This is a genomic window from Corynebacterium accolens (assembly GCF_023520795.1).
In the GTDB taxonomy this organism is placed as follows: domain Bacteria; phylum Actinomycetota; class Actinomycetes; order Mycobacteriales; family Mycobacteriaceae; genus Corynebacterium; species Corynebacterium accolens.
This window is the reverse complement of record NZ_CP046605.1, coordinates 559,998-574,296: the sequence shown is the minus strand read 5'-3', so window position 1 is coordinate 574,296 and position 14,299 is coordinate 559,998. Positions and strand designations below refer to the sequence as shown.

At 60.5% G+C, this 14,299-nt stretch carries 13 protein-coding genes; 2 read left to right on the top strand and 11 right to left on the bottom strand.

The genetic code is table 11. From position 1 onward, the window contains the following. Window positions 1-144: 144 nt before the first annotated feature. The 11 genes from CACC_RS02810 to CACC_RS02760 form a co-directional block, all read right to left on the bottom strand. A complete protein-coding gene (locus CACC_RS02810) occupies window positions 145-969 on the bottom strand; it encodes an alpha/beta hydrolase fold domain-containing protein (protein WP_244262131.1) in 825 nt (274 codons plus the stop codon). A 179-nt stretch (window positions 970-1,148) separates the two neighbouring features. Beyond that, complete coding sequence (locus CACC_RS02805; RefSeq protein WP_023025374.1) at window positions 1,149-1,826, bottom strand: type 1 glutamine amidotransferase domain-containing protein; 678 nt, start codon at window positions 1,824-1,826, stop codon at window positions 1,149-1,151. Window positions 1,827-1,857: 31 nt separating this feature from the next. Further along, window positions 1,858-2,778 carry an amidohydrolase family protein gene (locus tag CACC_RS02800; RefSeq protein WP_005277338.1) on the bottom strand — a complete coding sequence of 307 codons (921 nt, stop codon included), beginning with the start codon at window positions 2,776-2,778 and terminating at the stop codon, window positions 1,858-1,860. Window positions 2,779-2,815: 37 nt separating this feature from the next. Continuing rightward, the gene (locus CACC_RS02795) at window positions 2,816-3,709 is read right to left on the bottom strand and encodes an RDD family protein (RefSeq protein WP_005277335.1); all 894 of its coding nucleotides are present in this window, start codon (window positions 3,707-3,709) and stop codon (window positions 2,816-2,818) included. 55 nt (window positions 3,710-3,764) lie between these two features. Continuing rightward, window positions 3,765-4,841: a YhjD/YihY/BrkB family envelope integrity protein gene (locus CACC_RS02790; RefSeq protein ID WP_005277331.1), complete on the bottom strand. Its 1,077-nt coding sequence runs from the start codon at window positions 4,839-4,841 to the stop codon at window positions 3,765-3,767. 95 nt (window positions 4,842-4,936) lie between these two features. After that, a complete protein-coding gene (gene trpS / locus CACC_RS02785) occupies window positions 4,937-5,968 on the bottom strand; it encodes a tryptophan--tRNA ligase (RefSeq protein WP_035108321.1) in 1,032 nt (343 codons plus the stop codon). Window positions 5,969-5,979: 11 nt separating this feature from the next. Further along, window positions 5,980-6,459: a DinB family protein gene (locus CACC_RS02780; RefSeq protein ID WP_005277321.1), complete on the bottom strand. Its 480-nt coding sequence runs from the start codon at window positions 6,457-6,459 to the stop codon at window positions 5,980-5,982. Window positions 6,460-6,474: 15 nt separating this feature from the next. Then, window positions 6,475-6,666: a hypothetical protein gene (locus tag CACC_RS02775; protein ID WP_005277318.1), complete on the bottom strand. Its 192-nt coding sequence runs from the start codon at window positions 6,664-6,666 to the stop codon at window positions 6,475-6,477. A 50-nt stretch (window positions 6,667-6,716) separates the two neighbouring features. After that, window positions 6,717-7,664, bottom strand: a complete 948-nt coding sequence (locus tag CACC_RS02770; RefSeq protein WP_005277314.1) for a trimeric intracellular cation channel family protein — start codon at window positions 7,662-7,664, stop codon at window positions 6,717-6,719. Then, entirely contained in the window at window positions 7,664-8,557 is an 894-nt protein-coding gene (locus CACC_RS02765) for an exodeoxyribonuclease III (protein ID WP_005277312.1), read from the bottom strand. Before CACC_RS02765 ends, CACC_RS02770 begins: the two co-directional genes overlap by 1 nt. A 35-nt stretch (window positions 8,558-8,592) precedes the next feature. Beyond that, window positions 8,593-9,846, bottom strand: coding sequence for an MFS transporter (locus CACC_RS02760; protein WP_042403997.1), 1,254 nt, complete (start codon window positions 9,844-9,846; stop codon window positions 8,593-8,595). A gap of 191 nt (window positions 9,847-10,037) precedes the next feature. Here CACC_RS02760 and CACC_RS02755 point away from each other — a divergent pair, with 191 nt between their 5' ends. Both CACC_RS02755 and CACC_RS02750 read left to right on the top strand, forming a co-directional pair. After that, complete coding sequence (locus CACC_RS02755; RefSeq protein WP_005277306.1) at window positions 10,038-12,251, top strand: NADP-dependent isocitrate dehydrogenase; 2,214 nt, start codon at window positions 10,038-10,040, stop codon at window positions 12,249-12,251. Between the two features lie 598 nt (window positions 12,252-12,849). Next, window positions 12,850-14,271, top strand: coding sequence for a PepSY-associated TM helix domain-containing protein (locus tag CACC_RS02750; RefSeq protein ID WP_005277303.1), 1,422 nt, complete (start codon window positions 12,850-12,852; stop codon window positions 14,269-14,271). Window positions 14,272-14,299 lie beyond the last annotated feature (28 nt).

Sequence of the window (14,299 nt, the reverse complement as noted above, 5' to 3'; positions counted from 1 at the left end):
TGCGGTCTACCGGCTCTAGCTACCTCAGCTGCCGGGAGCCGCCGCTAGCCGAAGACCGCCCCAGTCCAACCACTCCTCATAGTGGAGCGTGGACTCGGGCGGTTGCTGCATTTTCACCCACATCTCATTCCGAATACAGTGCGGCTAAAGGTGAGAGCCGAGGTGATCGATAAGATCTGCCAGCATTCTGCGCGATTGGGGCGCGCGCGGGCGTACCTGATCGAAGCCGTGATAGGCACCTGCATACACATCAAGTGTGGTCTCGACTCCGGCATTCTGCAGTGCGGTAGCAAAGGCTACGGATTCATCATGAAAAAGGTCGATGTCTCCCACGCCGATCCACGTGGGCGGCATCCCCGAGTGATCCGAACGCGTCGCCGGCGATGCATACGGTGGCAGCGGGGTTCGTAAATGGTCCTTGCCTAAGTACATATCCCAAGCGCCGCGATTTAAGTTCGGTGGACAAATAAACTGCCCCACCGCCCCCTCTTTAGCAATGGTGCGGTGATCAAGCATTGGATAGACCAATCCAAGCGCTCGAATGGAATGACCTTCATCCACCGTGCGTTGGGCGAGACCAGCGGCCAAGCCGCCGCCGGCGCTATCGCCAGCGACCGCAATGCGCGAAGTATCCGCGCCTAGCAGCTCGCCGTTTTCCTGCATCCAGCGCAAAGCGGCATAGCACTCTTCCAGATCCGCAGGAAAAGGTTCCTGCGTGGATTTGTGATAGCGCGGTGCGATGACGATGGCCCCCAGCTCCGATGCGAAGAGCGAAGTTTGGGGATCATGCATCGCCGGACCACCGAGCAGGTGACCTCCGCCATGAATCCACATCACGACGGGACGTGGCTCGGCTGACGTTCCATCTCCGCGTGGAGTAATAACGCGGGCGCGGAATGCTTGGTCTTCAAAAGAACAAGATAGCTCTTCGATATCCACCGGGCGCCACTTCGGGCGTGCCACATCCATATTGGCAAATAGCCTGCTCGTTCGAGCAAATCGATCGCCCGAGAGCAGGTGCAGCGGCAGGTACAGTAATGGGCTGCGAAGCTCAGATGCAACGCTGCGCAGATAAGGACGACGACTCTTAAAATATGCCGCCGCCCCTACAACCGCGCTGCCTGCAACGAGAGCTTTCAGCACCCGCATTAAAAGTCGCGCAGGATGCGCTGTGCCAAAGGCTCAGACGATGCTGGGTTCTGACCGGTGTACAGGTTGCGGTCAACCTCAACATAAGGCTGCATCGGATCGGTCTGCTTGAAATCAGCGCCGAGCTCGCGCAGGCGGGTCTCAACAACCCACTTGGCAGCGGCGATGGTCTCCTCGCCCTCTTCGGCGTTGGTAAAGCCAGTCATGGTGTAACCCTTGAGTGGCCAGTTGTCATTGTCCAGCGCGAGCAATGCGGCCGGTGCGTGGCAAACCAGGGACAGGGCGCGACCGGACTCGATGCGTTCCTGCAGCAGCTTTGCGGAGTCTTGATCATAAGCCAAGTCCTCCATCGGGCCGTGGCCGCCGGGGTAAAAGACGAGGTCGTAGTCGGCTTCCTTAACATCGGCCAGGTTCAGTGGGTCTTCCAGGTCCGGGCCGATTTCTGCGAGGTAGTTCTCCTGCTCGGCGCGGTCGCCCTCAGACAATACCTCGAGGCTGTACTCGTCTACTACTGGTGCCTTTGCGTTCGGCGTAGCAAAGTCGATATCCCAACCAGCGTTCTTAAACACGCGGTGCGGAGCGATGAGCTCCTCGGCCCAGTAACCGGTAGGACGGGCGCTGCCATCTGCAAGCGTCCACTTATCAGCGGCGGTAACAACGAATAGTGCGGAAGGCATCTCTTCCTCCTTTATGTAGATTAACTCTCTATTACCCTTCGGAAGCGTTGTCATTCAGGTTCATTGAGAACCCGGAATCTTGGAGCGACTCCTCAGCATCGGGGCCGGCAAGTTCCGGATCGGAGAGGTCCTCGTAGGCCGGAAGGACAACGGTCTCAAGGATACGCTGCCTTGTCTCTTCGGTGTCGAAAATATTTTCAATCGCCTTCACGGTGAGATCGAAAAACTCCTCCAAGCCGTACCCAAAGGTCTCGCTCAAGGCGAGAAATTGCCTGCTCAGCGTGGAATCGCCGGAAGAAACGGAACAGGTAAAGCCAAGCTGCTGCAACAGCGGCAGCGGATGATCCGTCAGTTCCTCAACGTCATCCACGGGCGAAAATACCAATGGAATGTGTCGGTCGCGGATCCATCCGGAGGCCTTGCCTGGGCGGATTCCATCGACATCGGCGGTGAAATCATCGATCATATTCACTGGGCGAAGTAGGCGGTTCACTCCGGCCTGCGCCGCGCTTTCGGTGGCGGCGAAATCCTCACCCACCGCGATTTGGGTAGGCAGGTACTTCGCGCGGAACTCCGCAGCGGCGGCCGCGTGGCCCTCCGGCAGGGTATAGCCCGCAATACCCGCAGAGTCCCCCGCATTATCCGCTGGCTCTGCTGCCTCGAGGACAAACCGTACCTCAAGATCGCCGAAGCGTTCCGCGGCCACCTCCCGCACGATTGCGGACGTATCAAAAGAATAAGCCGCGGGGTTGAGCTGCAATTCGGCGTAGACCACGTGGTCATCGGCAAGCTGGGCACACTGCTCGCGGATATCCGCATTCAATTCCTCCGCGGTGCCGGCCTGCGAACGGACCGGTTCCCAGAGGGATACCTTGGGCAGTTGTTCCACCACGCTCTCGGCGGAATCCTTGTTCTCGGGGCTAATTAAAGGTGCATCATGCATGCGCACCATCGTAGGCACCAGCCCTGGGATGCGCCATATCAGCGTTCTACTTGCGCGGCTTCCTCTTGACCACCTCAGCGTTTGCGAGATCATCGTGGGAGCCGCGCAGGTTGTTTTCCTCGTTAATGGTGGTCGCGTGCACCACCGCACCCAACATACCCACCAATTGACCGATACCAGGAATCACGTTAATTAGGCGCCACCACTGGCGTTTGGCGGACTGGCTAAGGCTGAGCTTTTCCTTCGTATCCACGTCCCGCACGGTATAGCCGGCAAGAATCTTTGCCGGGCTAGCGCCCAACCAAACTTCGCTGCCCAGAACGTAAACCACCATCACGATGCAGAAAGCGACGAAGGACAACGCTTCCACATCCGCGAGCTCGTCGACGCCCGCGCCAACCGCGCCGCTGATGCCGCCGGCCAAGAAAAAGTCCAAGATGCCCATGCCGATGCGCGTTTCCTGGGACGGCCGTTTCTCCGGTTGGTGCTGGACTGGCGCCGGCGCGGCGGCGGGCGATGGCACCATCTGCTGCTGCGGCGAGGCATGCTGGGCGAATGGATCGCGCGCGTACGGGGAGGCATACGGGCTAGGCTGGGCAAAACCCGGCGCCTGCGCCGGGCCCTGCGGTTGATCGTGGAAGCTCGGTTGCGGGCGCGGCGCCGGCGACCACTGCCCCACCGAGCTCAGCGTGCCGAGCTCGCCCCACGTCGGGCGAAGGCCGGTGCGCAATGCTTCATCGTATTCGGCCCTCTTCTTCGCCGAACCCAGGATGCTGGCCGCTATGCGCAGCTGGACGCGCCGCGGCTCATCCTGGTTATATCCCTGCTGCCCGAGCTTGATGTCTTTTGCTTCCAATAAAACGGAAAGCTCATCCTCGCCACCATTGCGGTCGAGGTCCCACTTTTCGTAGAGGTCTGGGGCAATATCATCGGCGTTCATAGTGTCCTATCTTAAAGGTAAGGCGCGCGGCGGTCCTCACCCGTAGGGAGGATTTTTATTTCCGGCGGAAGAGCTTCGCCACACCCACGGCCGCAGCACCCAGGGCGGCGCCTACACCGAAGACCGCGCCGGCCGGTGCGCCCTCCCGCACCTCATTGCGCACGCGAATAACGGCGGGTTCTGGAACCGGCGGGTGCGCGTACTTCAAGGATTCTGCGGTCGTCGCGGTCCATGCGGAAATATACAGCACCACGCGCCACACCAAGTACATGACAATCATCAGGACGATGACCGGGCCAAAGACCGCACCGGCCGGGCTGCCGGTGGCAGAGGACATAATCACCGTGGACAGCTGCTTAATGGCCTCGAATGCCACCGCACCAATGGCGGCGCCAATAAATCCGGATTTCTTAGGCACCTTCGTGCGCGGCAGGATCATAATCAGCCACCACATAACGATGAAGTTGGCGATAAGACCCAGCAGCAGGCCACTAAAGAAGAACACGTAGCCCATGCCAGGGAAGGAATCGATGCCCAACAGATCGAAGACCTTCTGCGTAAGCCCAGAGGAACCCGCCGCGGTCACGCCGAAGGCCACGACGAAGGCGACGATCAGGCCGATCAGGCCCAGCAGATCCGAGAACTTCTTCTTCAGGAAGGAGCCACCGTCGTTAGCATCGATGCCCCACATGGCGGAAATGCCGATGCGCAGGTGGTTCATCCACCCCAGTCCGGACCACAGGGTGGTCAAACCACCGATACCGAACATGGCACCGCGCTGGTCAATGGCCTTATCCAAGATCTCATTGACCGACTCGCTGAGGTTCCCGTCAATGGAGTCCGTGATATAGGACTGCAAGTCATTGAGCAGGTCCTCGCGATTAGCAAGGACAGCGGCGATGGTGGCCACCAGCAGCATCGCCAACGGGAAGATGGACAGGACCGAGTAATAGGTAATGCCCGCGGAAAATTGGTTACCGCCCTCTGCGGCATAGCGCTCCTGCATGCGCATGAGGTGATCAACCATGGGCGATTTACGCCGGACCTTATCTATCGCTCCCGGATCATCGGCGTTGGCACGCTCGATACCGTAGTGGTCCGTCTTCTTAGAGGAGGATTGCGTGGTGGACACGTGCTTCCCTTCTTGTTCGCACAGCGTTTATCCTCGTATAGCGTAGCTGGCAAACACCCACTTGTCCCTCGGTGGGGTGGGTTAAGGGGTACCTACTACCTGCGCGGGCGAGGAAGGAAGCCGACTTTTTCATAGACGGCATCGACAAGCGGCTGCGCTACTTCCTGTGCGGCCTGGGCACCGCGCTCCAAGATGCGCTCCAGCTCGCCACGATCCGCCATGAGCTCGTCGTAGCGCTGCTTGAGCGGGGTGGTAAAGGCCTCAAGCGCCTCCGCTGTATCCACCTTCAGGTGCCCGTAGCCCTGGCCGGCGTACTTCTCCACCAAGGAGTCGATGGACTCGCCAGTCAGCGCGGATTGGATGACCAGCAGGTTCGATACGCCCGGCTGGTTTTCCCGGTCGAAGCCGACGGTGCCCAGGTCATCGGTGACGGCGGACTTGATGCGCTTGGCAGAGGTTTTCGGGGCATCGAGCAGGTTGACCAGGCCCTTGGGGTTGGGGCCGGACTTAGACATCTTGGACGTCGGGTCCTGCAAGTCATAGATCTTCGCCGCGCCCTCTGGAATGAACGGCTCCGGCACGTGGAAGGTCTCGCCGTATTTATTGTTGAAGCGCTCGGCCAGATTGCGGGTGAGCTCCAGGTGCTGGCGCTGGTCCTCGCCCACCGGCACGTAATCCGGCGAGTACAGCAGGATATCGGCCGCCATCAGGATGGGGTAGGTAAAAAGACCCACCGAGGTGCGATCGGCGCCGCGCTTGGCGGATTTATCCTTGAACTGCGTCATGCGGGAGGCCTCGCCGAAGCCGGTCAGGCACTGGAATACCCAGGTCAGCTCCGCATGGGCGGGCACGTGGGACTGGACAAAGAGGGTGGATTTTTCTGGGTCGATGCCCAGTGCGATGAGCTGGGCCGCACCAGCCATGGTGCGGTTGCGCAGCTCCTCCGGATTTTGCTCCACGGTAATCGCGTGCAAATCCGGGATGAAGTAAAAGGCATCGTAGCCTTCCTGCAAGTTGATCCACTGCTTGAGCGCTCCGAGGTAATTTCCCAAATGATAGGAATCAGCGGTGGGCTGAATGCCGGAAAGAACGCGGGATGCAGAATTAGATGCAGTGGAATCAGTCATGTCAGGTAATGTTACTCCGTCATTTTTGCTTGTTGATTGGCCGCCCCTAGATGCTGTGCGGCGTCATCACAAATCGAGACCAGCCGGACGCCGCGGGTAACGTGCGGCGTCCACGAGGTATCGATCACGTCATCGAGGTTGTCATCCTCCAGCGAGGTCACATACGCCTTGACCTGCTCCAATGCTTCCTGGGTATAGCTGCGGAGCTTGCCGATGTCCTGCGTGGTCACCGCACGCGCTTCCTCCGCCGATTGGCCATAGCCCATGGCATCCGGCAGGTCGAGGTCGTAGCGCTGCCACAGCTCTTCTTCCCCAGTCAGTTGCGCTAGCTGCAGGTCTGCCATGCGACCGGTGTGCCATAGCAGCCACGTGATCGAATTCGGGTGATCACCAAAGTGCGCATTGGCGGTCTCGTTAGTCAGATCCGGCAATGCGGCGAGCGCATCGAGCGGGCGTTGCGCCATGTCCGTAAGCAGATCGATAGCCCTCATCGCCAGACCGCGCCCTTAGACCTTGCGGGAGGTGGGACTGACGATGTCCATGAAGACGGCGAAACCGGTCACCATGAAGGCACCGCCGACGCCCATGAGGACGATGGGGCCAAGGAAGGCGAAGGACGGTCCGACAGCGGTCCACCACCAGATGCTCAGGGCGAGGATTACGGCGCCAAGGACAAAAGGAATAATTGCGCGAGCCATGAACTTTCTCCGTTGCAGATTTCGAAATTTTTAACGTGTTTATACTAGCACTACTGCTTGTGCTTGGGGGTCCTTTGCCTGCCCACATCCTCCTTGTTGAAGGTCCATTGCTGCTGCACATCCACTCCCCTCGCCCCAGGCGAGTGCTTCCCACTGGGGCGGGTAATCGATGCGTGAGCGGTCGGCCGCGCGATCCGGTTGCTATTTAGCTCCTCGAGGCTGAGCGGGGAGGAAAAATCGCTTGCGGTGCGCTTGTTACGAATCAGCGGCCGGGTAATCGGGCTGGCGTAGCGGGTGGCCGCGCCCGCCTTCCGCTTGGCCCGGCGGGCACCATCGCGCACGATGCGCGCCGATAGCCGCAGGCGCGGATCCATCTGTTGCTCGCCGTCGCGGTACTCAAAGACGGGCAGGCCCTTCTTAAAGTAGATAGCCGCAAGGCGCGCGCTAAAGCAGACTAGGGCGGTGATGATCGCCGTGGGTTCCTCCGATAGCCCGGCGCGCAAGAGGATCATGTACAGCCCGGCCGCGAGGATCGAGATGGCCGCATAAAACTCGCCGGAAAATACCAGCGGAATGCGGTCTGAGAGTAGATCGCGCAGCACGCCGCCGAAGACGCCGGAAATAACCGCTGATACCGAGGCGATGATGAAGCCATAACCCAAATGCGCGGCAATCTGGGTGCCCAGCACGGAAAAGACCGCCAGCCCCAAGGCATCGAGGATGAGGAAGAGGTGGCGGAAATAGTGCATGAGGAAGGACATGCCCACCGTGACGATGGCGGCGGCGATGACGATGACCAGATAGATGGGGTGTTCCACCCAGGTCAGCGGTGGATCCGCAAGCACGATATCGCGGACGGTGCCGCCGCCTAGTGCCGTGATGGAGGCGATCATCGTCACACCGAACAGGTCGAGTTTTTGCCGGCCGGCCGATAGCGCAGCGGTCATGGACTCGGCGGTAATGCCGATGACGTACAGGACGCTAAAAAGCGGCGACATCAGGCGTATTCCACCAGCAGCGGCGAGTGATCGGACCAACGCTGCTCCACGGTCGGGGCCTTATCCACCCAGGTGCGCTGCGCGCGATCGAGCAACGGCTGGGTAGCGGCCTGGTAGTCAATGCGCCAGCCCGCATCGTTATTGAAGGCCTGGCCGCGGTAGGTCCACCAGGTATAGGGACCGTCGGCCTCTGGGTGGAGGCGGCGCGCCACGTCGAACCACTGCGGCGCGGTGGCCGGTTCCCACGGGGTCGTGCCCGCGTAGTCCACGACGCCGAGCCACTCGCCCAGGTTCTTTTTCTCCTGCGGCTCCTCATCCGGGAAGCTGCCGAAGACGTGGTCCAGAAAGGCGCGCTCTTCTGGCAGGTGGCCGGCCTTCTTCTCGTTGGCCTTATTATTCTTCAAATCCTGGGCGCGGTGACAGATATTCCAGTCACCGCCGATGACCATGTCCTTATCGGCGTTTTCTGCCAGCACGGCATCGAATTCATCCAAGAAACGGTACTTTTCATCCAACTTTGGCGAATCGGTATCGCCGGAAGGCAAGTACAGCGAGGCCACGCGGATATCGCGGGTGGTGGCGGCAATCCAGCGGCCGGCATCGGTGAAGGAGCCGAAACCGATTTCGACATCGGCAAGCGGCGTGCGGGAAAGGATGCCGACCCCGGCGCGGCCCTTGGCGGCGGCATCGGCAAGCTCTAGGTGCCAGCCCGCCTCCAGGGCGGGTGCCAGGGCTTTTCTGGCTTGGTCCGGGGTGGCGCGGACCTCTTGCATCAGCACGATATCGGCCGGGGTCTGTTCCAACCAGGCATTCATGCCGGGGTTATTCTCGTTGCGCTGCTTGCACGCGGCGCGGATTCCATTGACGTTGACGCTAGCGATGGTAAGGCTCATGGTGCTCCAGAATATAGGCGTGTGCGGTGGTAGTTCTAGCCACGATTGGCAAGGCGTTTTTTGTCCCACATTGTTATCGCCCACACAACGCAACCCGCGGCCGCCAAGCCGGCGCCCGCCAGCGCCGGAGCAGAGTAGCCCAGGCCCGCGCCTACGACGATGCCGCCGATGGTCGCACCGGCCGCGTTCGCGATATTGAGCGCGGATTGGTTGAGCGCTGCGGATAAAGTTTGGGCATCGCCCGCCACGTGGACCAGGCGCAGTTGCAAGGAGGGAACCAGCGTGGAGCCCATAAACGCCACCATGCCAAAGCAAATGGTGGCGGCGATGGCGTGGCTGGAAAGGAAGTAGAAGGCCGTGAGGATGATGATCAGGCTGGCTAAGGCGAAAATGATGCCAAATTCGAGGTTGCGGTCTGCCAACCAGCCACCAAAGGCATTGCCAATCGTCATGCCAATGCCGTAGGCCATGAGCACGACCCAAATCAGGCTATCGCTCAGGCCCGCGACCTCGGTCATGGTCCAGGAAATATAGGTATAGACGGAGAACATGCCGCCGAAACCCACCACGCCCATGATGACGGTGAGCCACACCTGGCTGTTTTTAAAGGCGCCGAACTCGGTGCGGATATCGGTCTGTTTCATCTCCGTCATATGCGGCATGAGGAAAAACAGGGCCACGGCGGTAATAAGGCCAATGACCACGACCACCAGGTAGGCCGCGTGCCACCCCAGTGCGGAACCCAGGGCCTGTGCCGCGGGCACGCCGATGACCGTGGCGATGGCAAGCCCCATGCCCACAAAAGCCATGGCCTTGCCGCGCCCGCCGGGAGGGGCCATCGACGCCGCGGACAGGTTAGCCACGGAGAAATACGCGCCGTGGGGCATGCCGGCGATGAAGCGGGCCACCATCAGCACCCAGTAATTCGGCGCGAGGACCGAGAGCAGGTTGCCTACCACCAAAAAGCCGATGAGCAAGAGGATAAGGCGGCGGCGCGGGAGTTTGCCGGTAAAGGCCGCAATCAGCGGCGCGCCGACCACCACGCCGAGGGCGTAGGTGGTAATCAGCGTGGAGGCGGTATCTTCAGAAACCCCGAAGTCCTCCGCGATCAGCGGCAGCAGGCCCATCGAGACGAACTCGGTAGTACCGATAGCAAACGCACCAAGGGCCATCGCCACCATGACGATGGTGCGGCGCGCGGTAGAAATCTCCGTCTGGCGGGGCAAAGGCCGACGGTGAATGCGATGTTCATGGGCGCTGCGCGGGCTTAACTGATCGATAATTTTCACGAGGGGCGACGATACACCCCACCTGCGCATAAAGCATGTTCAGGGCGTGGACAGGTGAAGAGATTTACCCAGCGCATGGCCCCGTGACCGATGCCACCCAGCCCCAGAATGTACCGAGCGCTCCACATGGAGCGGACAAAATCGGTAATCTGGTCACCTGAAGAAATTTTCCCACATTTAATAGGAGAATCATGGCTAAGATTACGTGGACCCGTACCGATGAGGCGCCGCTTCTGGCGACCTACTCCCTCAAGCCCATCGTGGAGGCCTTCGCTTCCACCGCGGGCATTGACGTAGAAACCCGCGATATTTCCCTAGCTGCCCGCATCGCCGCGCAGTTCCCGGAGCGCCTCACCGAGGACCAAAAGGTGGAAGACGCCCTGGCTGAGCTGGGCAAGATGGCCAAGACCCCAGAGGCTAATATCATCAAGCTGCCGAATATCTCGGCTTCCCTGGTGCAGCTGAAGAAGGCCATCGCCGAGCTGCAGGCCGCCGGCTACGACTTGCCTGATTACCCGGATAACCCCTCCACCGACGAGGAAAAGGACATCGCGGCCCGCTACGATTCCGTCAAGGGCTCCGCCGTTAACCCCGTCCTGCGTGAAGGTAACTCCGACCGCCGCGCGCCGGAGGCCGTAAAGAACTTTGTTAAGAAGCACCCCCACCGCATGGGCGAGTGGTCCAAGGATTCCAAGACCAACGTCGCCACCATGGACGATAACGACTTCCGCCACAATGAGAAGTCCGTCATCATCCCCGAGGAAGATACCCTGTCCATCGTACTGAAGACCGCTGACGGCGAGCAGACCCTGCTGCCGGAGCTGCCGGTTCTTAAGGACGAGGTCATCGACGGCACCTTCATGTCCGCCAAGGCCCTCGATGAGTTCCTGCTACAGCAGGTCAAGCGCGCCAAGGAAGAGGGCGTGCTCTTCTCCACCCACCTGAAGGCCACCATGATGAAGGTCTCTGACCCCATCCTCTTCGGCCACGTGGTGCGCACCTACTTCGCCGATGTCTTTGATAAGTACGGCGACGAGCTCATCTCAGCCGGCCTCAACGGCGAAAACGGCTTGGGCTCCATCCTGGAGGGCTTGGACAAGCTCGACAATGGCGAGGAAATCAAGGCAGCCTTCGAATCCGCGCTTGCCGATGGCCCCGATCTCGCCATGGTCAACTCCCACAAGGGCATCACCAACCTGCACGTGCCTTCCGATGTCATCATTGACGCCTCCATGCCGGCCATGATCCGCACCTCCGGCCACATGTGGAATAAGAACGACGAGGAGCAGGACACCCTCGCCGTCATCCCGGATTCCTCCTACGCCGGCGTGTACCAGGCCGTCATCGAGGACTGCAAGGAAAACGGCGCCTTCGACCCCACCACCATGGGTACCGTGCCGAACGTCGGCCTGATGGCCAAGAAGGCCGAGGAGTACGGCTCCCACAACAAGACCTTCAAGGTACCGGCAGCCGGCACCGTTGAGGTCCGCAACTCCAAGGGCGAGGTGCTCATCGAGCACGACGTCGAGGCCGGCGATATCTGGCGCGCCTGCCAGACCAAGGACGAGCCGATCCAGGACTGGGTCAAGCTCGCCGTCAACCGCGCCCGCCTGTCCGGCATGAAGACCATCTTCTGGCTCGACCCAGAGCGCGGCCACGACCGCAATATCCAGTCCTTGGTGGAAAAGTACCTGAAGGACCACGACACCGAGGGCTTGGACATTGAGATCCAGGATCCGGTCACCGCTACCAAGACCTCCATCGAGCGCATCCGCCGCGGCGAGGACACCATCTCCGTGACCGGTAACGTGCTGCGTGACTACAACACGGACCTCTTCCCCATCCTCGAGCTGGGTACCTCCGCAAAGATGCTGTCCGTGGTTCCATTGATGGCAGGCGGCGGCCTCTTCGAGACCGGTGCCGGCGGCTCCGCCCCGAAGCACGTCCAGCAGGTGCAGGAAGAAAACCACCTGCGCTGGGACTCCCTCGGTGAGTTCCTGGCGCTGGCCGAGTCCTTCCGCCACGAGAACCAGACCAACGGCAACGAGAAGGCCGGCGTGCTGGCCACCACCCTGGACAAGGCCACCGAGCGCCTGCTGAACGAGGGCAAGTCCCCATCCCGCAAGGTGGGCGAGAACGACAACCGCGGTTCCCACTTCTTCCTGGCCACCTTCTGGGCCGAGGAGCTGGCTAACCAGACCGAGGATGCCGATCTCGCGGCCACTTTCAAGGACGTCGCCTCCGACCTTTCCGGCAAGGCCGATGAAATCTCCCAGGCTCTTATCGATGCCCAGGGTGAGCCCGCCGACCTCGGCGGCTACTACTGGCCCAACGACGAGAAGACCTCCGCTGTCATGCGCCCTGTCGCACAGTTCAACGAGATCATCGATGGCCTGAAGAAGTAAACCCGCGTTAGGTTTCTAGCCACAGACCGCCTCGATTACTCCTCGGAGTTCGAGGCGGTCTTTTCTTGCTTCGTTCGCCGAAATCCGGCCAAAACAACCGCTTTTATCACCAAATCTACCCATCTACCTGCGCAAACTTTTTCTTGCTCGTTTCTTGCTTCTCAAGCCAAAACGGTTGCGCCCGCTAGCGTGGTGTGGAGCTCGTGGTAAGCCTCACGGCCGTGCACAATAGGGCGACCATCATATCGATCCAACGGACCTGACCTCCGCCTCGTCGGCGCCGTATTAGCTGAGCAGCATAAGGATTGGATTCCGCAAAAGCTCTTTACGTGGCAGGCGAGCACAAGCTGCTAGCCAAGGAAACCAGGAACAACTTCATCGATGGCCTGAAGAAGTAAAAGCTTCTTCACCAGCTAATTTTCACCGCGCGTTCCCTTCACTGGGGCGCGCAGTGTCGTCGTTTTCGCTCCTTCAATTTCACACAACTGAAAAAATTTTTTCACCTTCCGGGAACCAGGGTTGCCTAAGTTCCGACTATTAGTGCAGTTGATATCAGCACCCATGCAACTGACCACTAAGCACGAAAGAGAACTATTTTATGAGTCGGACGACTCTGCGTTCCTTCATCCAACGCATACACTTCTACGGCGGCATGTTCGTCGGCCCCTTCATCCTGATCGCGGCATTGACCGGCTGCCTCTATGCCCTAGCGCCCACCCTGGAAAAGTTTGCTTACCGCGACGTCATGACCGTCGAGGAAGTAAATAACCCGGTAAGCCTGGAGGACCAAATCAGCGCTGCCCAAAAGGAGCACCCGGATATGCCGGTCTCCCAGGTATGGCCGGCGGAATCGGCGACGGACTCCACGCGCGTGCTGGTGGCGGATCCGGGCATCGACGAGAGCCTGCAGCGCACCGTGTTTATTAACCCGGCCGATGGCGAGGTCATTGGTGACTACCCCACTTATTCTGGCCTGGGCGAAATGCCGCTGCGCCGCTGGATCTCCTCGCTGCATGAAAGCTTCCACCTGGGCCAGCCGGGCGAGCTCTATTCCGAGCTAGCCGCCTCCTGGCTGTGGGTCCTGGCCTGCGGCGGGCTCTACATGTGGTGGATTCGCCGCCGGCCCAAGAAGGCGGCCGCGCCGCTGAAGAAGCAGCCACAGCGATCCAAGCGTTGGAAGGCCACCCGCCTGCACTCCACGATGGGCGCATGGATTTTCATCGGGCTCATTGGCCTGTCCGCTACCGGCATCACCTGGTCCCAGCTCGCCGGCGAGAACGTCAATTCCGTGGTGGAGAAGATGAACTGGAAGGCCACGCCGGTAGAAACCGCGCTCACCACCGATTCCTCCGCCGATGCCACACACGATGCCCACGCCGGGCACGAAGGCCACGGTGCCCACGGCGCTCACGGTGGGGATGCGGAAGCTCCGGGCGAGGCACCGGAGCCGGAGGTCATCGCCAAGCAGGCCGAGCGCGTCTATGCCACCGGCCGAGCGGAAGGACTAACGGGCCCGCTGCGCCTGTACGCCCCGGAGGACACCGACTCGGGGTGGAAGGTGAGCGAGCGCTGGGTCGAGTGGCGCTATACCTCCGATGAGGTCTCCGTCAACGGTTCCACCGGCGAGGTCATCGACCGCCTTCCATTCTCTGAGCTGCCGCTATTTAGCAAGCTCAGCAGCTGGGGCATCTACCTGCACATGGGCATCATGTTTGGCCTACCGCTGCAGATTGCCCTCTTCGCCCTCGGCCTCGCCATTGCCGCCATGGTTGTTCTGGGCTACTACATGTGGTGGAAGCGCCGGCCGCAATTCGCCCCTGGCTCCAAGCGGCACTTCTCCTGGGCTACCACCGGCCTGGGCGCGCTCTTTGCCGCCACCGTCGGTGTATTTATGCCGCTTTTGGGCATTACTCTTGCCGCATTCCTCGTACTTGACATCATCGTGATGAATACCGGAAAGCGCAAGGCCACCGCGCCAAAGAAGAAGGATGAAGACGCGGAGCTAGTACCGGTGGGCTAGCAATCTTAGTGAAAGCCATCACACAGGG